This is a genomic window from Caulobacter sp. GW821-FHT09H08 (genome assembly GCF_059415885.1).
Genome location: NZ_JBWKOC010000001.1, coordinates 107,015 through 130,237, shown reverse-complemented (window position 1 = coordinate 130,237; position 23,223 = coordinate 107,015). Strand labels below are relative to the sequence as shown.

Sequence of the window (23,223 nt, the reverse complement as noted above, 5' to 3'; positions counted from 1 at the left end):
CTTGGTCCGGTTACGGACGACAGAACACCTTAGTGGTGGCTGTCTTCCTTGATCACCGGCGGTTCGCTGAACTGGTGGAACGGCGGCGGCGAGGACAGGGTCCATTCCAGCGTGGTGGCGCCTTCGCCCCACGGGTTGGCCTCGGCCTTGCGGCGACGGATCGCGGCTTCGATCAGCACCAGCAGGAAGATGCCCACGCCGACGACGGTGATCATGTAGCCGACCGACGAGACGTAGTTCCACTTCGCGAAGGCTTCCGGATAGTCGACGTAGCGACGCGGCATGCCTTGCAGGCCCAGGAAGTGCTGCGGGAAGAACACCAGGTTCACGCCGACGAACATCACCCAGAAGTGGGCGCAGCCGAGGAACTCGTTGTACTTCACGCCCCACATCTTCTCGAACCAGTAGTAGAAGCCGGCGAAGATGGCGAAGACGGCGCCCAGCGACAGCACGTAGTGGAAGTGGGCCACCACGTAGTAGGTGTCGTGCAGGCTGTAGTCGATGCCGGCGTTCGACAGGACGACGCCCGTCACACCACCGACGGTGAAGAGGAAGATGAAGCCGATCGCCCACAGCATCGGCGTCTTGAAGTCCAGCGAACCGCCCCACATCGTGGCGATCCAGCTGAAGATCTTCACGCCCGTCGGGACGGCGATGATCATCGTGGCGGCCACGAAGTAGGCGCGCAGGTTGATGCTCATGCCGACCGTGTACATGTGGTGCGCCCACACGACGAAGCCGACGAAGCCGATGGCGACCATCGCGTAGGCCATCGCCAGGTAGCCGAAGACCGGCTTCTTGGAGAAGGTCGAGACGATGTGGCTGACGATGCCGAAGCCCGGCAGGATCAGGATGTACACTTCCGGGTGACCGAAGAACCAGAACAGGTGCTGGAACATGACGGGGTCGCCGCCGGCGGCCGGGTCGAAGAAGTGGGTGCCGAAGTTACGGTCGGTCAGCAGCATGGTGATGGCGCCGGCCAGGACGGGCAGCGACAGCAGCAGCAGGAAGGCGGTGATCAGCACCGACCAGGCGAACAGCGGCATGCGGTGCAGGGTCATGCCCGGCGCGCGCATGTTGAAGATCGTGGTGATGAAGTTGATCGCGCCCAGGATCGAGCTAGCGCCGGCCAGGTGGAGCGACAGGATCGCCAGGTCCATGGCCGGACCCTTGTGACCGATGGTCGAGAGCGGCGGATAGATCGTCCAGCCGCCGCCGAAGCCGTGGCCCGGGCCGCCGTCGACGAACATCGAGCTGACCAGCAGGACCCACGCGGCGACCAGCAGCCAGAACGAGATGTTGTTCATCCGCGGGAAGGCCATGTCCGGCGCGCCGATCATGATCGGAACGAACCAGTTGCCGAAGCCGCCGATCATGGCGGGCATGACCATGAAGAAGATCATGATCAGGGCGTGGGCGGTGACGACCGCGTTGAAGCCGTGCTTGCCCTTGAAGACACCGAGTTGAGCCAGCAGGCCAGTGTCGGTGAACACCTGGATGCCCGGCTCCATCAGCTCCCAGCGGATCAGGCCCGACAGGGCGCCGCCGACGAGGCCCGCCATGATGGCGAACAGGATGTAGAGCGTGCCGATGTCCTTGTGGTTCGTCGAGAAGAACCAGCGGGCGAAGAAGGGCGGCTTGTGGTCGGCGTCGTCGTGACCGCCGTGAGCGTCGTGAGTGTCTGCGGCGTGAGCCATCGGACTTCTATCCTACGATCGTATTCTTAGGCCGCCGGCGCGGCGGGAGCCGCGGCCGGAGCGGAAGCGGGGGCGGCGGCCGGAGCCGAAGCGGGGGTCGCGGCGGCGTCAGCCGGAGCGGCCGGCGCGGCGGCCGGAGCCGGCGGAGCGACCTTTTCCTTAACCCAAGCGTCGAACTCGGCTTGCGAGACCACGTGGATCTCGATCGGCATGTTCGAGTGATCGACGCCGCAGAGTTCCGAGCACTGGCCGTAATAGACGCCGGTCTTCTCGGCCTTGAACCAGGTTTCGTTCAGGCGGCCCGGAATGGCGTCGGTCTTCAGACCGAAGGCCGGCAGGGCGAAGGCGTGGATCACGTCGGCGCCGGTGACCTGGACGCGGACGACCTGGTTGACGGGAACGACCATCGCCTTGTCGGCGGCCAGCAGGTACGGGACCTTCTTGGCGTCGGCCTGTTCCTTGGTGAGGGGCAGCGAGACGATTTCGCTGATCTTCTGGTCCGGGTACTCGTAGCCCCAGTACCACTGATAGCCCGTGGCCTTCACGGTCATGTAGGGCGTCGGCATGTTGTTGTAGCCGAACAGCAGTCGGAACGAGAAGATCGCGATCAGCATCAGGATCAGGACCGGAACGACGGTCCAGATGATCTCGACGGTGGTGTTGTGGCTGAACTTGGCCGGGACCGGGTTCGCCTTCTTGTTATAGCGCACCACGATCCAGATCAGCAGGCCCAGCACCAGCAAGGTGATGGCCGTGATGATCGGCATCAGGATGACATTGTGGAACCAGATGGCGTCGTGCTTCAGCACCGAAGCGGCCGGCTGGAGGTCGATGGCCCCCGGCGTCGGCTGGCCCAGCAGATCCTCGGCGAGGGCGTTCCCCGCGAACATCCCAGAGAACACGATGCTAGCGGCGAGGGCGGACGCGCCCGTCATGAACCGCTGAATCCCCGAAAATTGCGCCTTCATATCCCTCACGGCCCGTTTCGGCGGCGATTTGGCTCTTGAAAAGAGCCGCGCCGCGCCGACTTGCACATTACGGCCCCTGTTCCAGCGCTCCGCAATCGACTTCGCGGACAGTGAGTCGCGCGCCGAAAGCGGGTCCGCCCCAAGGACCGGTCCGGTCGCTGCATACGCGCATCGCCAGCGGTTGCCAAGCGCCAGAGACCACGCGTGCGACATGGGATTGCCCGGTTATCCCCGGCTACGGGACCTCCAGTTGCGAACCCCTCTCATCAAGCCCAAAAACAGCCGTCCGCATCATTACGTATCATTCATGAGTAGGTACCTTGCGTTACTCAGTACCTGGCGATAGAAGAGAGCATCAACGGAGGCAAGGACGCCGTGCCGGAAACAATTGAAATCCAACTGAAGAAAGGCGTGCTGGCGCTCTGTGTGCTGGCCCTGCTCTCGCACGCCGACAGCTACGCCTACGAGATCGCCAGCAGGCTCACGAGGGACATCGATATGGGGGAAGGGACGATCTATCCGCTGATGCGCCGCATGCAGTCGGATGGGCTGGTCGAGACCTACCTGGTGGAAAGCCAGAGCGGTCCGCCTCGTAAATACTACCGCCTGACTGCGACCGGGCGCCAAAGCCTGGAACAGCAGAAGGCCGATTGGACCACGTTCGCCAATGCGGTGAACGACATCGTGGGAGCCGCCGCATGACCCGCGCCGAGTTCATCACCCGCCTGCGTCGCGGCCTGGCCGGCCTACCGGTGACCATGATCGCCGACGTCGTCGCCGACCACGAGGCCTATTTCGCCGACGGCCAAGCCGCCGGCCGCACCGAGGCCGAAGTCGCCGCCGCCCTGGGCGATCCCGATCGCCTGGCCCGCGAAGTGCGCGCCGAGGCCGGTCTGAAGCAGTGGGAGGAAAAGAAGAATCCTTCCAACGCCCTGGCCGCCGTCATCGCCCTTCTGGGCCTGGGCGCCCTCGACATCATGTTCCTGCTGCCCCTGCTGATGGGGGTGCTGGCCGCGCTGTTCGGGTTCCTGGTCGCCGTGGTGACCATGTTCATCTGCGGCGGGTTCATCTTCGCCGTCGGCCCGCTGAGCGCACCGCCCGGTGGCCCGATCACGGCCTTCCTGATCGGCCTGGGCTTCATGGGCCTGGCCACCTGCCTCGGCGCCCTGCTGACGCTGGTGACGGTCGGGGTCTTCAACGCGGTCGTCTGGTACGCCCGCCTTCACTACCGGCTGCTGAAGCCGGCCATCGAACAAGTCTGAGCGGAGAGGAGGGGACCATGTTGATCCGCAATACGCTCATCATCGCCGCGGCCAGTTTCGCGCTGTCCGTCGGCTGCTTCGCCGGAGTGGCGGCCATCGCCGGCCCGGAAATCATGAAGAACGGCTGGACCATGCCGTTCAACCGCGACGGCGACACCATCGTCATCCGTGACGGCGGCCACGTGATCCGGACCGGTCGGCACGTCCGGGTCCAGGGCGAGCGCCCCGTCCCGGCCATCGACCGCACCTTCGCCTGGACGGGCAAGGACGAGCTGATCATCGACCTGCCGGTCGACGTCGTCTTCGTCCAGGGCGCCGAGGCCAAGATCGTCGTGTCGGGCCCCAAGGACTATGTCGACCGCCTTCGCGTCGAGGGGGGCAAGATCACCCTGGCCGACAGCGACGACATCGACCACGACCGGTTGACCATCGACTCGTTCGGGGTGCGCGTCGAAAGCGACTCCGACCGCGTGAAGATCACCGTCATCGCGCCGGACGTCACCAAGTTCGAGGTCCGGGGCTCCGGCGACATCGACATCCGCAAGTACGACCACCCGAGCTTCGCGGTGAACGTCAGCGGCAGCGGCGACGTCGACGCCCAGGGCCGGGTGCAGGCCGTGACGATCGACAATTCGGGTTCGGGCTACATCAACCTGACCAACCTGAAGGCCAAGGACGCGGTCGTCGACGTCTCGGGCAGCGGCGGCGGCGCGGTGTTCGCCACCGAGAAGGTCAAGCTCGACATCTCCGGCAGCGGCGACGTCGAACTGCGCACCGAGCCCAAGACGATCAGCAGCGAGATCACCGGCTCGGGCGAGGTCCGCCGCGAATACTGATCCGTTTCACAAGCCCCTCAGCAGAGCTTGTGAAGAAGGGGCGGGGTGACGGACGCGTTCGGAAAGCCTACCTGTAGGCCCATGAACGCTCCTCTCCCCGCCTCTTCCCTTTCGATCCTGGACGCCGCCGGCGTCGATCCCGACCGCGCCCGTTCGATCCTGGGCGAGGCCCTGGCCGGCGCCGATGACGGCGAGCTGTTCCTCGAGCGCTCCGAGAGCGAGGCCTTCGTCTTCGACGACGGACGCCTCAAGAGCGCCTCCTACGACAGCGGCGAGGGCTTCGGCCTGCGCGTCGTGGCCGGCGAGACGGCGGGCTACGCCCACGCCGCCGAGATCAGCGAAGCCGCCATCGGCCGCGCCGCCTCCAGCGCCAGCCTCGCCAAGCGCGGCCACGCCGGCGTCTCGGCCGAGGGGCCTCGCTCGACCAACGAAAAGCTCTACGGCGAGGACAATCCGGTCAGCGCACCGGACTTCTCCGACAAGGTCAGCCTGCTCCAGGAGATCGACGCCTTCGCCCGCGCCCGCGATCCGCGCGTTGTCCAGGTGATGGCCTCGATGGCCGGCGAGCGCCGCGTGGTCGAGATCCTGCGCGCCGACGGCAAGCTGATCCGCGACGTCCGTCCGCTGGTGCGGGTCAATGTCCAGGTCACCGTCGAGAAGGACGGCCGCCGCGAAAGCGGCAGCGCCGGCGCCGGCGGCCGCGCCGGCTTCGCCGCCTGGATCTCTCCGGACAAGTGGCAGGACCAGGTCGACGAGGCTCTGCGCATGGCGCTGGTGAACCTCGACGCCGTCGCCTGCCCGGCCGGCGAGATGGACGTGGTCCTGGGCCCGGGCTGGAACGGCGTGCTGCTGCACGAGGCCGTCGGCCACGGCCTGGAAGGCGACTTCAACCGCAAGGGCATCAGCGCCTTCTCGGGCCGCATCGGCGAGCGCGTGGCCGCCAAGGGCGTCACCGTCTTCGACGACGGCTCGATCGCCGGCCGCAGAGGCTCCTTGACCGTCGACGACGAGGGCACGCCCACCGAGCGCACCATCCTGATCGAGGACGGCATCCTCGTCGGCTACATGCACGACCGCATGAGCGCGCGCCTGATGGGCATGAAGGCCACCGGCAACGGCCGTCGCCAGTCCTACGCCCATATGCCGATGCCGCGCATGACCAACACCGGCATGCTGGCGGGCAACGACGATCCGAAGGAGATGATCGCCTCGATGAAGCGCGGCCTCTACTGCGCCAATTTCGGCGGCGGCCAGGTCGACATCACCAACGGCAAGTTCGTCTTCCAGTGCACCGAGGCCTATCTGGTCGAGGACGGCAAGATCACCGCCCCGGTCAAGGGCGCGACCCTGATCGGCGACGGTCCGTCGGCCCTGACCCGCGTGACCATGATCGGCAACGACTTCGATTTCGACCCCGGCATCGGCGTCTGCGGCAAGTCCGGCCAGGGCGTACCTGTGGGCGTGGGCCAGCCGAGCCTGAAGATCACGGGCCTGACGGTGGGCGGGACAGCGGTTTAGGTCGCTAAGCGCCCCCTCCGTCACGCGGCTGCGCCGCGCGCCACCTCCCCCGCAAGCGGGGCAGGAGATGAGCCCCCTTTCTCCTCCCCCGTGAAACGGGGGAGGTGGATCGCTGCGGATACGCAGCGAGACGGAGGGGGCGCTCTCGTCCGCCTAAAGCACCCGCTCCAGGTACGTCACCGTCTTCTTCCCGCCGTGGATCTCGGCCGTCCCCACGGTCACGAACCCGAGCGCGGCGTGGAACCTGTCCGACGCCGGATTGGGCGGATCGGAATTGACCTCGCAGACGATGCGCTCATGCCCCGCCGCGCGCGCCGCCGCGAACAGGTCGTCATAGAGGGCCCGCGCCAGGCCCCTGCCCCGTGCGCTGTCGGCCACCACCACCCGGTCGACATAGACGAAGCTCGGATAGCGCTCGCAGAACCACAGGAAATTGACGCTGTCGTAGTCGGCGGCCTGGTCGAAGGTCAGCAGCAGGGCGTCGGCGACACCGACCCGTCGCGCGGCGAAGGCCTCGGCGACCAGGTGCGTCAGCCTTTCGGGCTCCAGCCACGACAGCTCCACCGCATGGGCGTTGTTCAGCGCCAGCAGCGCCGCGCCGTCGTTTTCGGCTAGGTCCGCCACCGTCAGCGGCGTCACGATGTCGGTCATCGGCCCCTCCATTCCTGCTCGCACCTATGGGTTCGCAAGGCCGGCCGCAAGGCGCTCCGCATCGCTGATCAACGACAACCTTTCAAAGGTTTAATCCACATTTCACGCTTGTAACTTCCATCGCCCCTCCGCGCCGCCCACGGTGCGACCCGAGGCGGGCCCTGGGGAGGGCTGTTGAGGGACAAACGCCAATGCTTGCGACCGCGCTGTTGATCGCCCTTGCGGGCGTGTCGCCGCTTGACGACGACCAGGCCATCGCGACGGCCGAGGCCTCCGCACCCGCCGTCGCGGCCCAGGACGTCGAGCCGACCCAGCGCGGCGTGATCCCCTATGCGCCCGAGTTCTTCGCCGCCGCCCAGCCCAGCACGGCGCTGGACATGATCAGCCGCCTGCCCGGCTTCTCGCTGGAGCAGGGCGACAACGCGCGCGGCTTCGCCGGCACGTCCGGCAACTTCCTGATCAACGGCGAACGGCCGACCACCAAGAACGAATCGCTGGAGGACATGCTGCGGCGGATCTCGGCCTCGACCGTGGAGCGCATCGACCTGATCCGTGGCGGCGCCCCCGGCATCGACATGCAGGGCCGCACGGTGATGGCCAACATCATCCTGAAGCGCACGGTGCAGGTTCAGAAGGTCGTCAACCTCCAGACCTACGTCTATCCGGACGGCTTCTTCGGCCCGATCATCGAGCTCGAGGGCTCGCGCCGCGAGGGCGACAACGCCCTGGAAGGCTCGCTGAAGGCCACCCGCGACCGCACCGACAACACCTTCGACGGCGGCGTGCGCCTGCGCACCGACGGCAAGGGCGTCCCGACCTCGAAGGACGCCCTGAAGGGCTACGACACCATCTACAACTACGTCCTGCGCGGCGCGGTCCAGCGCCCGATGCTGGGCGGCAAGACGCGGGTCAACGCCAAGCTGGAATATTTCGGCTTCGACCGCGACGTCACCGCCACCCGCGTCTTCCCCGCCCCCGCGCGCGAGCTGACCGGCGAGAACCTGAAGAACTGGTCCGGCGAGTTCGGCGCCCGCTACGACCGCAAGCTCTCGCCCGCCACCGACCTGCAGCTGGTGGCGCTGCAGAACCTGGGCCGCGAGACCTATGTCTCGACCTTCGAGGTCCCGAGCCTGTTCGTCGACTACCAGTCGCGCACCGACACCGGCGAGACCATTCTGCGGTCCGAGCTGAAGCACCGGCGGTCGGACAAGCTGTCGTTCGAGGCCAATCTCGAGGGCGCCTACAACTTCCTGGAAGGCGACACCCGCTACTTCGAGAACAGCAAGCTGATCCCGTTGCCGGCGGCCCAGGTGAAGGTCGAGGAGCTGCGCGGCGAGGCCTCGGGCAAGGCGATCTGGCGCGTGACGCCGAAGCTAAACCTGGAGGCCGGCGCGCGCCTGGAAGTCTCGCGCATCAGCCAGAGCGGCGACACCGACCTCTCCAAGTCGTTCTTCTATCCCAAGCCCCGCCTGCTCGCGACCTGGTCGCCGACCAAGACCGACCAGCTGCGCATCCGCCTGGAGCGCGAGGTCGGTCAGCTGGACTTCGGCGACTTCGTCTCGTCGGCCGGCACCGAAACCGGCACGGTGGACGCTGGCAATCCGGACCTTGAGCCCGACCGTCGCTGGACGATCGAGACGGCCTGGGAGAAGCGCTTCTGGGGCGGCGGCGCGCTGGTCCTGCTATGGCGCCATTCGGAGATCCAGGACGTCGTCGACGTCATCCCGATCAACAAGACCTTCGAGGCGCCGGGCAATATCGGCGACGGGACCAACGACTTCTACCAGGTCAACCTGACGCTCCCGACCGACAAGCTGGGGATCAGCGGCGGCCAGTTGCGGACGCGATTCTCGTGGGCCAATAGCGAGGTCACCGACCCGGTCACCCAGCTCAAGCGCCGCATCTCGGGCCAGACGCCCTTCACCTGCGACGTGCGCTTCACCCGCGACATGCCGGGTGGCAAGTGGAGCTGGGGCGCCACGACCTTCTGCCCCAACGAGCAGCGCAACTACCGGATCGGCGAGGTGCGCACGTTCACCTTCGAACAGTGGGTGGAAGGTTTCGTCGCGTGGCGGCCGCGCAAGGACCTGACCATCGAGACCATCCTGGCCAACTGGGCCAGCCGTCACAAGACCCGCACACGCGTCCTGTACGCGGGCAGCCGGGCCTCGGGAATCGTCACCCAGACAGAGAAGCGCGAGACGCCGTTCGAGCCCTATCTCTGGATCAAGGTGCGCAAGAGCTTCGGGTAGGAGCGGAAAGCGGCCTCCGCGGTTTGAGCCACCGCGAAGGCCGTTCCCACCCGTAGGTGAGGCGCGGCCCCTCCGCGCCTCCGTGAAGGGCCCCGGATCGTCGCCGGGGCCCTTCTTTGCTTCCGGCCTGGGTTAGGCCGAAACCGAGGAGTCCGCGACCGGCGTAGTGTCGGTGTCGTCCGCGCCGTGCGACCACTTCTTGAGGATCGGCGACAGGGCCAGGAACAGCACGCCCAGGCCGATGGCGATCAGGCCGATGATCTTGAAGACCAGCAGCGACTGGGTCATGGCGGCGGCGGGATCGAGGACCTGGCCGCCGATGGTCTCGGTCGAGGCGATGGCCGCGATCCAGCTGCCGAACAGGTTGGCCATGGCCAGGGCCATGTACCAGACGGCCATCACGAACGAGACCATCTGGACCGGCGACAGCTTGGTCATCTGCGACAGGCCGACCGGCGACATGCACATCTCGCCGCCCGTGTGCAGCATGTACATCAGCACCAGGAAGATCAGCGGCATCTTGAACGCGCCGCCGGCGAATTTCGCGCCGATCAGCAGGATCAGGAAGCCGCCGCCGACCTGGATCAACGACAGGCCGAACTTGATCATCGGGTTGGGGTTGATCCCGCGCGCGGTCAGCACCGTCCAGAGGGCGGCGAAGACCGGGGCGAAGATCAGGATCCAGCCGGCGTTGATCGCCTGGGTCTGGGCGGCGTTGAAGTCGGTGTTGACCCAGAACTTGCCGACCGTGGAGATGCCGGCGGCCGCCAGTTGGTCGGGCGCGCCCAGCACCACCGAACCGCCGAACCACTCGACCGGCTTGGACAGCAGCTTCAGATCGACATTGGTGGCCGCGAACAGGTTCAGCGACGACCCGGCCTGCTCGAACAGGGTCCAGAACACCACTGCGCCCAGCACCAGCACCGTGGCCAGCAGCAGGCGCTCGCGATCGACCTTGTCGCATTTCACAAAGGCGAACCATAGGATGTAGCCCAGCGAGCCGAACATGCCGGCCAGCAGGGTGACATTGACCACCGGCGTGTGCTGGACGACCAGGAACACGGCCACGACGGCCAGCATCGAGACGCCGTAGATGACCAGTTCGCGGGTGATCGGCCCTGCGACCTTCTCCTTCAGGTTCGCGCCCTCCGGCGGCTCGCCACGGCCCAGCAGCCAGGGCTTGCCCAGCACGAAGACGATGAAGCCGGCCAGCATGCCCAGACCGGCCGCGCCGAAGCCGGCCCACCAGCCCACGTTCACGCCCAGGATGCCGCACAGGATCGAGGCCCAGAACGAGCCCAGGTTGATGCCGAAATAGTAGAGGGTGAAGCCCGGGTCGCGGCGCGGATCGCCCTGCGGATAGAGCTGGCCCACCAGGGCGGCGACGTTTGACTTCATGAAGCCCACGCCGACGATGATCAGCGACAGGGCCAGCCAGAAGATGTTCAGGTACATCGGGTCGCGACCGGCGACGTCCAGCTTGTACGCGCCCTTCGGCAGCACGGCGGGCAGGCCCGCGTCGGCCGGCAGGTTCTTGATCGCGAAATCGCCCTTCTCGGTCGCGGTGACGTCGTAGGGCTTGCCCGCCACGATCATCTTGGCCACACGGTTGTCGCCCCGGCCGTCGGCCTGGAACTCGTAGGTGTGGCCCGCATAGGTCAGGGTCTGGACCGCCGGCTTGCCCTCGACCGCCATGGCCAGGTGGCCGGCGACCAGCAGGATGGCGCCGAACGCCACGGCCTTGCGGGTGCCCAGGTAGCGGTCGGCCAGGAAGCCGCCCAGCAGGGGCACGATATAGACCAGCGAGGTATAGGAGCCGTAGTGACCGCTGGCGACCTTGGGATCGAACAGGAAGTGCTGGGTCAGGTAGAAGATCAGCAGGCCCCGCATGCCGTAGTAGGAGAAGCGCTCCCACATCTCGGCCAGGAAGCAGATGATCAGGCCGCGCGGATGGCCTTTCAGAATCTGAAGAACGACGGGAATGCCGGTCACGAGCGTGACCAGAATGCCCGCGGCGATAACGATGTTCATACGCTAGCCTTGAAACGTGACGAGAGGCAGGGACCGACCCCCCAACGGCCTTCCGCTTTGCGGAAGGCCGTTGTTTCAAGGGTTTGGAGCGCGTCTGACGGGCGAAACCGTAAACACTTTCGCCCGACGCGCTCCGGTCAAATCATCCCCGCCGACCCCAATTTGGCGGGGAGAAGATCACGCGGCTGACGGTTTCACAAGCAACGGCTTGCCGGGCGGGTTTCGGCTTCCAATGTTGGCGTGAAGCCTTGCGGGCGCGTCGCGCGTTTGCATGACGAACCTCATGACGGACGGGAGCCCCACCATGAAAATCCCCGACGAAAACCACCCCATCACCCTCACCCGCGCCCCGACGACCGTGCGGGTCCTGTTCGAAGGTCACGAGATCGCCGACAGCGACGACGCCCTGGTGCTGGTCGAAGCCAACTACCCGCCGGTCTACTATTTCCCGCGCGACGACGTTCAAATGCTGTTCCTGCGCAAGACCGACAAGGTCAGCCACTGCCCCTACAAGGGCGACGCCAGCTATTTCACGATCTATCGCGACGCCAAGATCATCGAGAACGCGGTGTGGTCCTACGAGGCGCCCTATCCGGCCGTCGACCGGATCGCCGGCCGGGTGGCCTTCTATCCCGAACATGTCGAGTTCCAGCTCGGCGACCTGACCGCTGCCGAAACCGAGGCCGCCTTCAATGTCGACGAGGTGGTCCGCCACACCGACAGCGGCTCGGGAACCAGCCAGGCCGAGCACTGGAAGCCCAACGTCTCCATGCCCGACCCCGACCGGATCGAGCACGACGTCGACCAGCCCTACAAGGGCGTGGGCTCGCTCTAGTCGAGAGCGGCCGCCGCCTGCGCGCACGAGGCCTTGGGCAGCGAGAAGCGCGGATCGGTCAGGAAGCGCTCGTCCGTCAGGGTGCGCAGGAAGGCGACGATGTCGCTGACCTCGTTGTCGCTCAGCGTCATCGCCGCGCGATGGCGGCGGATCGTGCTCTCCAACGTGCGGGCCGAACCGTCGTGCAGGTAAGGCGCGCTGACCCCCACATTGCGCAGTGACGGGGTGCGGAACTTGCCATTGTCGGCCGTCCTGCCGGTGATGTCGCCCAGGCCCTGGTCGCCCGAGAACGGCAGGTCGATGCGGTGGAAGGCCGCTTCCGGCTTGCCGCCCGCCGCGTCCGTGAACAGGTCTCCGGCATGGCAGCTCGCGCAGCGGGCCTTGCCGGAGAACAGGCGCTCTCCGCGCTGCGCCTCGATCGGGATCGCCACGGCCTCGCCGCGCCTGGCCCGGTCGTAGGGCGCGTCGCGCGACACCAGGGTGCGCTGGAAGGCGGCCAAGGCCCGAGCGATGGCGGCCATGTCGACCGCGCCGCCTGTCTCGGGGAAGGCGGCGGCGAACAGCTTGCGATAGCAGGCCTGGCCGCCCAGGCGGGCGGTCAGCACCGCCTCCTGGCCATGGAAGCCCATCTCCACGGGCTTGGTCCCCGTGATCGGGATCAGGGCCTGGTCTTCCAGACGCGTCACACCGGGATCGCCCCAGGTCAGGCTGGCGAAGGCGCCGACATTAGCCAGGGTCATGGCGTTGCGTCGCCCCGGCTCGCCGTGCACGCCCGGCCGGGTGGCATTGGTCTCGGCGAAGCCATGCCGCTGCCCGTGGCAAGTGGCGCAGGCCATCGTCCCGTCGATCGACAGGTCGGCGTCGTAGAACAGCCGCCGACCCAGCTCGACACGGGCGTCCGAGGTGGTGCGCTGGGCCAGGCCCGCCGTGAAGACCAGCACCAGGCACAGGGCTCCAACGAGGCCCGCTACCCTGCTCCAGACCTCCAGCCGCACGTCCCGGTCCTGTCTACGGCTTGGCCGCGACCATGATCGCCAGGCTGGCCTCGGCATTGGCCGAGATCTGCACGACATAGGCGCCAGGGGTCAGGTCGAAGGTCACCATCTTGCGCAGGGTGGTGCAGGCCGGGCCGCGCCCGTGGGCGATCGACCGCGCGCCCTCGCCGTCCTTCAGCACATCGATCCACGCGCCCGTACCCAAGGCGATCACATAGGCGCCGGGCTTATCGATAGTCAGCGAGAACAGGCCGCCCTTGCTGACCGTGCCGCCCGGCTTCTCGGGCTGGATCGCGTAGGCGACGTCCGGCGTCGGCGCCAGGGTGGCCGCATAGGCCTGCCCCGGAACCAGGGCGGCCTTGGGCAAGCCAGCGGTCGAGGTGGCGGCGGTCAGCGACGCCTTGCTGGTCCAGCCGGCCAGCTCGGCCGGCAGGTCCTTGTCCATGGCGGCGCAGGCGGAAGCCGGCGCGGCGGGCGCCATCTGGGCGACGGCCGCGAACGGAGCCGCCAGCACGGCGACGGCGGCGAGGAGGGCGAGACGCATGGCGGTCATCTCCTAGAACTTGACCCGCAGGTCGGTGCGGAAGTTGCGGCCTTCCTCGGGGAAGCCATCGACCAGCTGGTACTTCTGGTCCAGCAGGTTGCGGGCGCCGACCACCACGTCGATCTTCGGCGTCACCTCGATCCGCGCGGTCAGGCCGAGCAGGACGTAGGCGCCGGTGCGGTAGTAGCGAACCGGGGTGATCAGGCTGCTCGATGTCACGGTCCAGCGCTTGGAGGTCGCCTCGACGCTGGGCGTCAGGGTCAGGCGATCCAGCGCCTTCCAGTCGGCATAGGCGAAGACCTTGTGGGTCGGCACGCCCTGCGGCCGGAACGCGGCGTTGGTCGGGTCGGTGAAGTCGCGGTGCAGGTAGGTGTAGTTGCCGCCGACCGTCAGGGCCGGCGACAGCGCCGCCGTCACCGAGGTCTCGGCGCCGTAGTACTCGCCGTCGCCGACATTGCGGGTCTGGCTGACCGTGCCGAACGGCGCGCCGAGGGCGACCGGGATGGCGATCAGGGCGTCCTTGACGTCGCTATGGAAGACAGCGCCCTCGACGCTGACGCCCGGCGCGAGATCGGTCTTGCCGCCCAGCTCCAGGTTCACGGCGCGCTCGGCCTTGATGTTCGGGTTCGGGATCGCCGTGCCGAAGCGCGAGGAGAAGCGCTCGAACAGGGTCGGGAAGCGGGTGCGCGACGAGACGCTGGCGTGCAGCTGGCTCGTCGCCGTGGGCCGCCAGATCAGCGCGCCCTGGCCGTTCCAGGCGCTGTCGTCGGTCAGGGGATAGGCCACCAGGACGTTGGTGTTGAAGTCCTGGGCCATCGACAGGTCGCGATGGTCTCGCGAGACACCGACCACCAGATCGACGTTCGGGCCGAACTCCTGGGTGTCCTCCAGGGCGATCGAGGTGGTGTCCTCGGTCGTGGTCTGGCGCGGCTCGACCAGGGCCGGGGCGAAGGTCTGCTGCCACTCGACATGCTCGTCGCGGCGATAGAAGGCGGCGACCTTCAGGGTGTTGCTCGGCGTCAGCGCCAGGTCCAGCTCGACGTTTCCGCCGTAGGCGACGTCGTCATAGTAGGAGCGGAAGGCCCGCCCCAGGGTCTGGGTGTTCTGCCGGGCGCTGTCGTACGAGAACAGGCCGTTCTCGAAGGTGTTCCGATAGAAGCGGGTCTTCAGATAGGCGTGCTCGGCGATCTGGGTGCGGGTCAGCAGGGCCAGGCTGTCGATGTTCCAATAGGGCCAGGTCCAGTAGCGCGTGCTGGCCGTGTCGGTGACGTGGAACGGCGCGTTCTTCGAACCCTCCTGGCGAGTGAAGGTCAGCGAATAGTCGTCACCCTCGCGCGGGGTGAAGCCGACCTTGGCGTTGACCCGCCAGTCCTCGCTGTCGGAGTGGTCGCGGTAGCCGCCATTCTCCAGCGAGGTCGGGCGATAGCTGTCCGGCAGGGTCCAGTGGGTCCGCTCGTTCCGCGCGCCGCTGAGCTGGGCGTAGAAGCGGTCGGTCCGCCCGCCGATCCGGCCCGAGACGGCCGTGCTGTTCAGCGAGCCGTCGGCATCGAAGCCGCCGCCCAGCCGCACTTCGCCTTCGAACGGGGCCGAGGGCGTGCGGGTGACGAGGTTGATCGCCCCGCCGATGCCGCCCGGCCCGTCGAGCACCGAGACGTAACCCTTCGAGACCTGCACTTCGGACAGGTCCGCCGTCAGGAAGCGCGCGAAGTCGATGCGGTTGTCGGCCGGCAGGAACACCCGCACGCCGTCGATCGACAGGGTCGTCTGGAAGCGGTCGAAGCCCCGGATGAATACCAGCCGCTCGTTGCGCGAGCCGCCGCTGTTGCCGGCGTTGGCGCCGGGGATCAGGTCCAGCGCCTGGTCGACGCTGACCTTGTCGAACCTGCGCAGGTCCTCGCCCTTGATCACCGAACCGCCGACCAGGCCACCGTCGCTGGCCCGCGCGGTCACCCGCACCTCGCCCAGCGCGTAAACGTCGCTGGCTTGAGCGTGGGCGGTTCCGGCCAGGAGGGAACCGGCGAGCAGGACGGATCGGAACAGCATCGAAAACCTCGTTATGTATTCGAGCTACATAACGAGACTCATCACGGCGCGCGACCTGAAACGTCGGGTGTTTCGAGAGAACGCCGACGTGCAAAATCCTTGTCATCCCGGAAGCCTCGTAGAGGCTGTCCGGGACCCAGGGGCGGCGCGCACCGCGCTTCGTCACCCCCTGGGTCCCGGCTCTACGCTGCGCTCCGGCCGGGATGACAAGAAAAGGTGCGGAAAATCAGTAGGCGCAGTCGGTGAACACGCGGCTGATATCGCCCTGCCATTCGCCGTTGTAGAGCGACAGCAGACGATCAGCCGGGGTGATCCCGCTGTCGGCGATCTGCTCCAGTTCGCCGAGATAGATGGTCTCGTCGAGGAAGCCGCCGTTCAGCTCGGCGCGGTTCTTCAGGCCCGAGCGAGCGATGGCCACGAAGTCCTTGGCGACGTCCCGGGCGGTGCGGCCGGCGACCTTGGCCTTGAGGCCCAGCTTCGGCACGTCGCGGCGCAGGCCCTCGCGGTCCTCCAGCGTCCAGTCCTTGCAGAGGTCCCAGGCGGCGGCCAGGGCGGCATCGTCGTAGAACACGCCGGTCCACAACGCCGGCAGGGCGCAGAGACGGCTCCAGGGCCCAGCATCCGCGCCGCGCATTTCCAGATAGGTCTTCAGGCGCACTTCCGGGAAGGCCGTGGTCGTGTGGTCGGCCCAGTCCTTCATCGTGGCGATCTCGCCCGGCAGTTCGGGCAACTGGCCCTCGATGAAGTCGCGGAAAGACCGGCCGGCGACGTCGATATACTTGTCGCCGCGCTTGACGAAATACATCGGCACGTCGAGCGCGTAGCGGGCGTAGCGCTCGAAATCGAAGCCGTCCTCGAACACGAAGTCCAGGAGGCCCGTGCGGTTCGGATCGGTGTCGGTCCAGACGTTGGCGCGGGCCGACAGGAAGCCGTTCGGCTTGCCTTCCGTGAACGGGGAATTGGCGAACAGGGCCGTGGCGATCGGCTGCAGGGCCAGGCTCATGCGGAACTTGGCGACCATGTCGGCTTCGCTGGAGAAGTCGAGATTGGCCTGCACCGTGCATGTGCGCAGCATCATGTCGAGGCCGAGATTGCCGACCTTGGGCATGTAGTTGCGCATGATCACGTACCGGCCCTTGGGCATGATCGGCACTTCGGCGCGCTTCCACAGCGGCGAGAAGCCGAGACCCACGAAGCCCAGGCCCAGTTCGTCGGCGACGGTCTTGACCTCGTCCAGGTGCTGGCCGGTCTCCTCGCAGATGTCGTGCATGGTCGCCAGCGGCGCGCCCGACAGCTCGAACTGACCACCCGGCTCCAGGCTGACATTGGCGCCGTTGCGCTCGAGGCCGATGATGACTTCGCCTTCCATGACGGGCTTCCAGCCGAAACGCTGCAGCCCCGTCAGCAGGGCGTGGACGCCCTTGCCGCCGTCGTACGGAACGGGTTCGTGCGAGCCCAGATAGAAGCCGAACTTCTCGTGCTCGGCGCCGACGCGGAAGCGCTCCCTGGGCTTGCTGCCTTGGGCGAAATATTCGGTCAGATCGGCGAGCGTCAGTTGACGCTCTTGGACGCTAGCGGTGTCGGCCATGCAAGCCGTCCCTCCCCAGGGTTTGCGATGCTGAGGGAGAAGAGGGCCCATTCTCTCCGCCGACGGCGATACTACTCGGTCTCGCCCAGTTGGGCGTTTTCTTTGCGAACCTCAAGAGGCGACCTTCGCCTTTTGCAACAGGTCGAATTCCTTTTAGGCGACCATTGCCCAGCGCTCTACGGGCGCTAGGCTAAGCCATGGTCCATTCACTTCCGCCCGAAATCCAGCTGGCGCAGGCACTTGCCGACGTTGATGAGGGCTTGAACATTGAGCTGGCGGAACACAAGGCCGAGTTCGGCGAGATACTAGCTTCCATTTTCCTGGCGACGGCAGCCCGTCGAATGATCGAGTTGGCCTGCTTGGGTGACGGCGGACACAAGACACTGAAAGCGATGGCTAGTCTGATCGAGGCTGCTCTGGTGGGCGATCAGATAGCGACGGACATGATCCGCCTTGGAATCGCCGACACATTCAATGTCGAAGGCGCCGCTGACTTGATGGCGCCGTTTGTTGGCCCCAAGCTTGGCTTCTGGCTCGGGGTGGCTCCCTAACGCCAGTCTCCGGCCGCCGCTTGCCACAAGGTCATGGCCGAGATCGCGGCCGTGTCGGCGCGCAGGATGCGGGGACCCAAAGACACCGGCGTGACGAAGGAAAGTCCCCGCAGACGCTCGCGTTCCTCGGGGGCGAAGCCGCCTTCGGGGCCGATCAGGATAGCCGCCGGACCGCCCGTCCCCGCCAGCGCCTCGATGGCCGGTTTCGCATCGCCGCCCTCGTCGCAGAAGACGAGGCGGCGATGCGGGTCCCACTCGTCGAGGATCTTGTCCAGCTTCTCGGGGTCCGGGATTTCCGGCACATCCAGGCGACCGGTCTGCTCTGCCGCCTCCATGGCGATGGCGTCCAGGCGGCCCAGCTTGACGAAGTCGACGTTCGTCCGCCGCGTGATCGTCAGACGCACCCGACGCGCGCCCAGCTCGGCGGCCTTCTCAACGATGGTCTCGACCCGGCCGCGCTTGACCATGGCGACGATCAGATCCAGGTCCGGCCCCAGGTGCATCGGCCGCGTCTGTTCCTCGGCCTTCAGCAGGCAGCCGCGCTTGGTCGCCTCGACGATGGTCGCGCGCCACTCGCCGTCGCGGCCGTTGAACAGCAGGAGCTCAGCCCCGACGGCCAGGCGCATGACCTGGGTCAAGTAGCGCGACTGGTCGACGGTCGGCACGACGCCGACGCCGGAGGAGAGATCGTTGGGAACGAAAAGACGGATCATTTCGTCCTTCTAGCCTAACTCGACTTTGAGGGGGTAGGCTCTGCTCATGAGCAAGTCCGACGACTACGACAACGAACTCATGCAGCTGCAGCTGGCCCTGATCGAGCTGCAGAAGAAAGCCATCAAGGACGGGGACAAGATCCTCGTCATCTTCGAGGGCCGCGACTCGGCGGGCAAGGACGGCACGATCGCCCGGGTGACCGAGCACCTGTCCAAGCGCGCCACCACCGTCGTGGCCCTGCCCAAGCCGACCGAGCGCGAGCGCAGCGAGTGGTACTTCCAGCGCTATGTCGAATACCTGCCGGCCTGCGGCGAGGCGGTGATCTTCAACCGCTCCTGGTACAACCGGGCCGGGGTCGAGCGGGTCATGGGCTTCTCGACGCCGGAGCAGCAGGAGCAGTTCCTCAAGGACGTGCCGGCCTTCGAGCGGATGCTGGTCGAGAACGGCCTGCGCTACGTGAAGTTCTGGCTCGACATCAGCCGCGACGAACAGGCCGAGCGCCTGAAGGCCCGCCGCGAGGACCCGCTGAAGGCCTTCAAGACCAGCGATCTCGACAAGGTCGCCCAGGACAAGTGGGACGACTACACCAAGGCCCGCGACGAGATGCTGATGCGCACCTCCAACGACGTCGCGCCGTGGATCTGCGTCCGCGCCGACCACAAGAAGGCCGCCCGCCTCAATGTCATCCGCTGGCTGCTGCACGCGGCCGGCGACAAGAAGCTGATCAAGGGCGTCGCCAAGCCCGATCCCAGCGTAATCTTCTCGTTTGAGCCAGCGGCGCTGGAGGACGGGCGGCTGGCGCGTTAGCGCCGCCCTCGCCCTTCGACAGGCTCAGGGTGAGGGCTACTCTGAGCGCCGCAGTGAAACCTCACCCTGAGCTTGTCAAAGGGCGAGGTTTCGTCTCACCGCTTCCGCCGCGCCGCCCGCCCCGCCGCGACTTCGCGGTTGCGCGCCACGCAGTGCTCGACGATCTCGCGCACCAGGTCCGGCGACAGCGGCGCGTCGGGCTGGAAGCGGATCGTGCCCTTGCTGGTCTCGAAGCCGGCCAGCCGATCGGCGAACGTCTCGATCACCGCGCCCGGATAGAAGGCGCAGTGCTTGGCGGCCGCGCCGAAGTGCACGAGGTTGCCGTGCAGCTTGAAGGTCGGCAGGCCATAGCTGATCGCCTCCACGGCCTCCGGAGCGACGGCGTGGATCTGACCACGCAGCAGCTCCAGGGCGGCCTTCTGATCGGCGGGCAGCTTGGAGAGGTAGTCGTCGACGGACGCGGCGGGGGGCTTCATCATCGGTTGGTCCTCCAGCGAGCGACCGATCTAGCCGCCAAACCAGGACGTCCGGGAAGTCCCGCCGCCGACATCGCTCTCGATTATTTCGCCCCGTACAGCGCCATGACGTCCTTGCGGAACGCCGCCCCGCTGTCGGGACGGCTGTAGAACATGTGGCCGCCCGGATAGTTGGACAGGGTCACCCGGCCGCCTGCGGTGGCCGGCATGGCGTCGACCACCAGGCGCGAGGCGAAGAACGGGCACGACAGGTCGTTGTAGCCGTGGACGATTAGCACCTTCAGCTTCGGATCCACCGACACGGACTTGCGCAAGTCGGTGACCGACTCGGTGTCGGCGCCCCGGCCGCGATCCCACATGCGGTTGACGTCGCCCGACAGCGCCTCGTAGCGGGCGTCCGGCTTCCAGCCGACGATGCGGGTGGTGAAGTCGACGATGGCGCTGGTCGTCGGGGCGATGATTGCGTCCAGGATCGGGTCGTTGACCTCCTGGGTCGGCGCGTTCGGGAAGGGGTCCAGCGAGGTGACGTTGCTGTCGTAGCGGCTGCCGAGGCGCCCCTTGTCACGGAACACCTCGCGCAGGAACGACTGGGTCTCCAGCTTGCCGCCCGCGCGACGGACATAGGCCGGATCCAGGCCCGTCATGGCCGAGACCTTGGCCGTCAGGCGATCCAGGGCGGCGGGGTCGGAGCCCTTCATCAGGTCGACCATGTACTCGCCGCGCGTGTAGTCCTCGACCGCCTTGATGCTGTCGACCGAAAGCTTGCCGTCGCGCTCCAGCTTGGCGGCGGCGATCGAGGGCAGGGTCCACATGGCCGGAAGCGGTGAAATCTCACCAGAAGCGCGGCCGGCGCTGGACAGCAGCGGCGAGACCAAGACGACGCCCTTCACGGCCACGCCGAGATCGGTCTGCAGGGTGTAGGCCAGGCGCGGCCCACGGAAGCCGCCGTAGCTCTCGCCGACCAGGTACTTGGGCGAGGCCAGGCGCTCGGTCTTGACCATGTAGTCGAAGACGATCCGCGACAGGTAGTCGATGTCCTGCTTCACGCCGAAGAAGCGCCGCTTGCTCTCTTCCTCGCTGACCAGCGAGCGCGAGAAGCCGGTGCCGACGGGGTCGATGAACACCATGTCGGTGAAGTCCAGCCAGCTGGCCGGGTTGTCCTCCAGCTTGGTGAAGGCCGAGGGGCTGTCGCCTTCCGCGCCGAACTGCACGCGCTTGGGGCCGATGGCGAAGTTCAGATAGACCGAGGCCGCGCCGGGACCGCCGTTGAAGGCCACGGTGATCGGCCGGGCCGGGTCGCGCGGACCGTCCAAGACGTAGGACGTGTAGACCACCTCGCCGACCTTCTTGCCCTTCTCGTCGCGCACCGGCAGCACACCGACCGTGGCGGTATAGGCGATGGTCTTGCCGCCGATCACGGCCGTCTGCTTGACCGACTTGTCGGCCGGCAGCGGCGGCAGGTCGCTATTCGATTTCTCGGCGGCCGGCTTGTCGCTTTTCTCTTGAGCGAAGGCGGCCGGACCGCCCATCGCCGCAACGATGCAGAGGGCCGCGACGCCCACCTTGAAAGACTGTTTCATGATCGCCCCTGAACTGAGGGTGAAATTGCTAAGCGAACCGGCGCAGCTTCACAACCGCGTGCGAGCGTGGTGCTGTGCGGTCAGTAAAGGGAGACGCCCGTGACGGACGCCAAGTCGGTTCGGACCACCGCCTTCATCCGGCTGGCCATTGGCCTGATCCAGGGGATCGCCCTCTTCCTGCTGCAGAAGGCCGACGAGTCGAAGGCCTGGCCGGCGACGGCGCCGATGCTCTACGCGCCGCTGCTGGTCTGCGCCCTGATGGTCCCGTTGCTGCCGCTGGCCGCGCTGTCAGCGATGCGCCGGACCGCCCTCATCGCCTGGACCGCCATCGCCGCCGCGCTGGCTGCGATCCTGGCCGTCCACGCCGCCTGGGCGGGGGCCGAGCCCCAGCGCCTGGGCGCCGGCCCGCTGTCGCCGCCGCTGTTCATTGCCGTCGCCGCCCTGCTGTTCATCGCCCACCACCTTATCCAACCCGCCGAGGCCGTCCGTCGCCCGGTCGCGCCCTATGCGGACTATTTCGATCTGGCCTGGACGAACGGGGTGCGGCTCTTCCTGTCGCTGGCCTTCACGGGGGCCTTCTGGCTGCTGCTGTTCCTGGCCGGCGCCCTGTTCAAGCTGATCGGCGTCAACGCCATCGAGAAGCTGACCCAGGAGACCGCCTTCGCCTTCCCAGCCACCGGCCTGATGTTCGCCGCCGCCGTGCACATGGCCGTGCAACTGACCGAGGCCCGCGCCGGCCTGGTGCGCGGGGCGCGGACCGTGGGCCTGACCCTGCTGGCCTGGCTGTCGCCGCTGATGGTGCTGATCGCCGGCGGCTTCCTGGCCACCCTGCCCTTCACGGGCCTGGCGCCGCTGTGGGGCACCAAGGCCGCCACCGCCCTGCTGTTGGCCGCCGCCGCGGCCCTGATCATCCTGATCAACGCCGCCTATCAGGACGGCGCCGAGCCGCCGCACTTCATCCCTCGCTGGGCGGCGCGGATCGCCAGCCTGCTGCTGATCCCCGTCGTGATCCTGGCCGCCTACGCCCTGTGGCTGCGGATCGACCAGTACGGCCTGACACCCGACCGGGTGTTCGCCACGGCCTACCTGGTGGTCGCGATCGGCTTCACCGCCGGCTACGCCATCGCGGCTCTGAAGCCCGGCCCATGGATGAAGCCACTGGAGCGCACGAACCTGATCATGGCGGCGGTGTCGGTGCTGCTGCTAATCCTGCTCTTCACGCCCATCGCCGACCCGGCGCGATTGTCGGTCGACAGTCAGGTGAAACGCCTGGAGATCGGCAAGATCGCGGCCGAGAAGTTCGACTTCCAGTTCCTGCGCTTTGACAGCCAGCGTTACGGGCGGGACGCGCTCGAGCGGCTGAAAGCCAGCGCCGACAGAGGCGTGGCTCGGCGAGCGCACGAAGCGAGCGCGGCAAAGGAGAAGGCTCCGGTCTTCGCTCGGTCGGGTCCGGACCTTTTGAAGGCGCCCGTCTATCCAGCCGGCAAGGCCTTGCCCGCGAGCTTCCTGAGCCAGGATCCGGCGTCCCATGACACCGGCTCGGTCTGCGCGTTTGCGGAAACCAACTGTTCGATCCTGCTGCTCGACGTCGACGGGGACGGCCAGGACGAAGTGCTGATGACCACAGGCGCGGCGTTCGACGTGATGAAGCTGAAGGACGGCCGCTGGCGTAGGGTCGCTATGGCGACCCCTTCCTGCGGAAACGTCGATATCGGCGCCGCGCTGAAGTCCGGATCGGTGCGACTGGACGCGCCGACCCTGCGCCAGGACCTGATGGTCGGCGATCAGCGCCTGCTGATGCGCCCGTTATCTGACAACTGCCCCACGTCCGCCCCGCCGTTGACGGCCGGGATCGTCACTCTCGATAAGGAATGA

At 67.1% G+C, this 23,223-nt stretch carries 20 protein-coding genes and 1 pseudogene; 9 read left to right on the top strand and 12 right to left on the bottom strand.

Features of this window, described 5'->3' with window-relative positions; genetic code table 11:
- Positions 1 to 29: 29 nt before the first annotated feature.
- Together ctaD and coxB are read right to left on the bottom strand one after the other, a co-directional pair.
- Complete coding sequence (ctaD, locus tag AC07NN_RS00675; protein WP_494637206.1) at positions 30 to 1,697, bottom strand: cytochrome c oxidase subunit I; 1,668 nt, start codon at positions 1,695 to 1,697, stop codon at positions 30 to 32.
- Between the two features lie 26 nt (positions 1,698 to 1,723).
- The gene (gene coxB, locus AC07NN_RS00670) at positions 1,724 to 2,665 is read right to left on the bottom strand and encodes a cytochrome c oxidase subunit II (protein ID WP_494637204.1); all 942 of its coding nucleotides are present in this window, start codon (positions 2,663 to 2,665) and stop codon (positions 1,724 to 1,726) included.
- Positions 2,666 to 3,040: 375 nt separating this feature from the next.
- Here coxB and AC07NN_RS00665 point away from each other — a divergent pair, with 375 nt between their 5' ends.
- From AC07NN_RS00665 to tldD, 4 genes are all read left to right on the top strand, one after another.
- Positions 3,041 to 3,367, top strand: coding sequence for a PadR family transcriptional regulator (locus tag AC07NN_RS00665; protein WP_494637202.1), 327 nt, complete (start codon positions 3,041 to 3,043; stop codon positions 3,365 to 3,367).
- The gene (locus tag AC07NN_RS00660; protein ID WP_494637200.1) at positions 3,364 to 3,927 is read left to right on the top strand and encodes a DUF1700 domain-containing protein; all 564 of its coding nucleotides are present in this window, start codon (positions 3,364 to 3,366) and stop codon (positions 3,925 to 3,927) included. Before AC07NN_RS00665 ends, AC07NN_RS00660 begins: the two co-directional genes overlap by 4 nt.
- 17 nt (positions 3,928 to 3,944) lie before the next feature.
- Entirely contained in the window at positions 3,945 to 4,763 is an 819-nt protein-coding gene (locus tag AC07NN_RS00655; RefSeq protein WP_494637198.1) for a GIN domain-containing protein, read from the top strand.
- A gap of 81 nt (positions 4,764 to 4,844) precedes the next feature.
- Positions 4,845 to 6,281, top strand: coding sequence for a metalloprotease TldD (gene tldD / locus AC07NN_RS00650; RefSeq protein WP_494637197.1), 1,437 nt, complete (start codon positions 4,845 to 4,847; stop codon positions 6,279 to 6,281).
- 153 nt (positions 6,282 to 6,434) lie between these two features.
- On the opposite strand, the gene AC07NN_RS00645 is transcribed toward tldD, so the two are convergent.
- A complete protein-coding gene (locus AC07NN_RS00645; RefSeq protein ID WP_494637195.1) occupies positions 6,435 to 6,932 on the bottom strand; it encodes a GNAT family N-acetyltransferase in 498 nt (165 codons plus the stop codon).
- A gap of 191 nt (positions 6,933 to 7,123) precedes the next feature.
- Between AC07NN_RS00645 and AC07NN_RS00640 the strand changes: the two genes are divergently transcribed.
- The gene (locus AC07NN_RS00640; RefSeq protein ID WP_494637193.1) at positions 7,124 to 9,184 is read left to right on the top strand and encodes a TonB-dependent receptor plug domain-containing protein; all 2,061 of its coding nucleotides are present in this window, start codon (positions 7,124 to 7,126) and stop codon (positions 9,182 to 9,184) included.
- Between the two features lie 132 nt (positions 9,185 to 9,316).
- Here the strand turns inward: AC07NN_RS00640 and AC07NN_RS00635 are convergent, their stop codons facing one another.
- Positions 9,317 to 11,215 (bottom strand): peptide MFS transporter, encoded by a 1,899-nt coding sequence (locus AC07NN_RS00635; RefSeq protein ID WP_494637191.1) that lies wholly within the window; start codon positions 11,213 to 11,215, stop codon positions 9,317 to 9,319.
- A gap of 142 nt (positions 11,216 to 11,357) precedes the next feature.
- A pseudogene (locus AC07NN_RS00630) lies at positions 11,358 to 11,447 on the bottom strand (hypothetical protein); the annotation flags it as partial.
- A gap of 72 nt (positions 11,448 to 11,519) precedes the next feature.
- Here AC07NN_RS00630 and AC07NN_RS00625 point away from each other — a divergent pair.
- Positions 11,520 to 12,050, top strand: coding sequence for a DUF427 domain-containing protein (locus AC07NN_RS00625; RefSeq protein WP_494637189.1), 531 nt, complete (start codon positions 11,520 to 11,522; stop codon positions 12,048 to 12,050).
- Here AC07NN_RS00625 and AC07NN_RS00620 read toward each other — a convergent pair.
- The 4 genes from AC07NN_RS00620 to AC07NN_RS00605 form a co-directional block, all read right to left on the bottom strand.
- Positions 12,047 to 13,045 (bottom strand): cytochrome-c peroxidase, encoded by a 999-nt coding sequence (locus AC07NN_RS00620; RefSeq protein WP_494637187.1) that lies wholly within the window; start codon positions 13,043 to 13,045, stop codon positions 12,047 to 12,049. The genes AC07NN_RS00625 and AC07NN_RS00620 overlap by 4 nt on opposite strands.
- A 13-nt stretch (positions 13,046 to 13,058) precedes the next feature.
- Positions 13,059 to 13,589, bottom strand: a complete 531-nt coding sequence (locus AC07NN_RS00615; RefSeq protein ID WP_494637185.1) for a homogentisate 1,2-dioxygenase — start codon at positions 13,587 to 13,589, stop codon at positions 13,059 to 13,061.
- Between the two features lie 12 nt (positions 13,590 to 13,601).
- Entirely contained in the window at positions 13,602 to 15,632 is a 2,031-nt protein-coding gene (locus AC07NN_RS00610; protein WP_494637183.1) for a TonB-dependent receptor plug domain-containing protein, read from the bottom strand.
- A gap of 226 nt (positions 15,633 to 15,858) precedes the next feature.
- The gene (locus AC07NN_RS00605; RefSeq protein WP_494637181.1) at positions 15,859 to 17,220 is read right to left on the bottom strand and encodes a glutamate--cysteine ligase; all 1,362 of its coding nucleotides are present in this window, start codon (positions 17,218 to 17,220) and stop codon (positions 15,859 to 15,861) included.
- Between the two features lie 197 nt (positions 17,221 to 17,417).
- Here AC07NN_RS00605 and AC07NN_RS00600 point away from each other — a divergent pair, with 197 nt between their 5' ends.
- Positions 17,418 to 17,771 (top strand): hypothetical protein, encoded by a 354-nt coding sequence (locus tag AC07NN_RS00600; protein ID WP_494637179.1) that lies wholly within the window; start codon positions 17,418 to 17,420, stop codon positions 17,769 to 17,771.
- Here the strand turns inward: AC07NN_RS00600 and AC07NN_RS00595 are convergent.
- A complete protein-coding gene (locus tag AC07NN_RS00595) occupies positions 17,768 to 18,484 on the bottom strand; it encodes a 16S rRNA (uracil(1498)-N(3))-methyltransferase (RefSeq protein WP_494637177.1) in 717 nt (238 codons plus the stop codon). The two genes, AC07NN_RS00600 and AC07NN_RS00595, sit on opposite strands and share 4 nt — an antisense overlap.
- Positions 18,485 to 18,530: 46 nt before the next feature.
- Here AC07NN_RS00595 and ppk2 point away from each other — a divergent pair, with 46 nt between their 5' ends.
- Positions 18,531 to 19,292, top strand: a complete 762-nt coding sequence (gene ppk2 / locus AC07NN_RS00590; protein ID WP_494637175.1) for a polyphosphate kinase 2 — start codon at positions 18,531 to 18,533, stop codon at positions 19,290 to 19,292.
- Between the two features lie 95 nt (positions 19,293 to 19,387).
- Here the strand turns inward: ppk2 and AC07NN_RS00585 are convergent, their stop codons facing one another.
- Both AC07NN_RS00585 and AC07NN_RS00580 read right to left on the bottom strand, forming a co-directional pair.
- Positions 19,388 to 19,771, bottom strand: coding sequence for an iron chaperone (locus tag AC07NN_RS00585; protein WP_494637173.1), 384 nt, complete (start codon positions 19,769 to 19,771; stop codon positions 19,388 to 19,390).
- A gap of 80 nt (positions 19,772 to 19,851) precedes the next feature.
- Positions 19,852 to 21,348, bottom strand: coding sequence for a S10 family peptidase (locus tag AC07NN_RS00580; protein ID WP_494637171.1), 1,497 nt, complete (start codon positions 21,346 to 21,348; stop codon positions 19,852 to 19,854).
- Between the two features lie 99 nt (positions 21,349 to 21,447).
- Here AC07NN_RS00580 and AC07NN_RS00575 point away from each other — a divergent pair, with 99 nt between their 5' ends.
- Positions 21,448 to 23,223 carry a DUF4153 domain-containing protein gene (locus tag AC07NN_RS00575; RefSeq protein WP_494637169.1) on the top strand — a complete coding sequence of 592 codons (1,776 nt, stop codon included), beginning with the start codon at positions 21,448 to 21,450 and terminating at the stop codon, positions 23,221 to 23,223.

What these genes read in the sequence shown, in the direction of transcription:
- coxB (WP_494637204.1), bottom strand. Translation starts at nt 2,665, where the DNA reads ATGAAGGCGCAATTTTCGGGGATTCAGCGGTTCATGACGGGCGCGTCC.
- AC07NN_RS00645 (WP_494637195.1), bottom strand. Translation starts at nt 6,932, where the DNA reads ATGACCGACATCGTGACGCCGCTGACGGTGGCGGACCTAGCCGAAAAC.
- AC07NN_RS00605 (WP_494637181.1), bottom strand. Translation starts at nt 17,220, where the DNA reads ATGGCCGACACCGCTAGCGTCCAAGAGCGTCAACTGACGCTCGCCGAT.
- AC07NN_RS00625 (WP_494637189.1), top strand. Translation starts at nt 11,520, where the DNA reads ATGAAAATCCCCGACGAAAACCACCCCATCACCCTCACCCGCGCCCCG.
- ctaD (WP_494637206.1), bottom strand. Translation starts at nt 1,697, where the DNA reads ATGGCTCACGCCGCAGACACTCACGACGCTCACGGCGGTCACGACGAC.
- AC07NN_RS00615 (WP_494637185.1), bottom strand. Translation starts at nt 13,589, where the DNA reads ATGCGTCTCGCCCTCCTCGCCGCCGTCGCCGTGCTGGCGGCTCCGTTC.
- AC07NN_RS00610 (WP_494637183.1), bottom strand. Translation starts at nt 15,632, where the DNA reads ATGCTGTTCCGATCCGTCCTGCTCGCCGGTTCCCTCCTGGCCGGAACC.
- ppk2 (WP_494637175.1), top strand. Translation starts at nt 18,531, where the DNA reads ATGAGCAAGTCCGACGACTACGACAACGAACTCATGCAGCTGCAGCTG.
- AC07NN_RS00595 (WP_494637177.1), bottom strand. Translation starts at nt 18,484, where the DNA reads ATGATCCGTCTTTTCGTTCCCAACGATCTCTCCTCCGGCGTCGGCGTC.
- AC07NN_RS00585 (WP_494637173.1), bottom strand. Translation starts at nt 19,771, where the DNA reads ATGATGAAGCCCCCCGCCGCGTCCGTCGACGACTACCTCTCCAAGCTG.
- AC07NN_RS00660 (WP_494637200.1), top strand. Translation starts at nt 3,364, where the DNA reads ATGACCCGCGCCGAGTTCATCACCCGCCTGCGTCGCGGCCTGGCCGGC.
- AC07NN_RS00600 (WP_494637179.1), top strand. Translation starts at nt 17,418, where the DNA reads ATGGTCCATTCACTTCCGCCCGAAATCCAGCTGGCGCAGGCACTTGCC.
- AC07NN_RS00655 (WP_494637198.1), top strand. Translation starts at nt 3,945, where the DNA reads ATGTTGATCCGCAATACGCTCATCATCGCCGCGGCCAGTTTCGCGCTG.
- AC07NN_RS00640 (WP_494637193.1), top strand. Translation starts at nt 7,124, where the DNA reads ATGCTTGCGACCGCGCTGTTGATCGCCCTTGCGGGCGTGTCGCCGCTT.
- AC07NN_RS00580 (WP_494637171.1), bottom strand. Translation starts at nt 21,348, where the DNA reads ATGAAACAGTCTTTCAAGGTGGGCGTCGCGGCCCTCTGCATCGTTGCG.
- tldD (WP_494637197.1), top strand. Translation starts at nt 4,845, where the DNA reads ATGAACGCTCCTCTCCCCGCCTCTTCCCTTTCGATCCTGGACGCCGCC.
- AC07NN_RS00635 (WP_494637191.1), bottom strand. Translation starts at nt 11,215, where the DNA reads ATGAACATCGTTATCGCCGCGGGCATTCTGGTCACGCTCGTGACCGGC.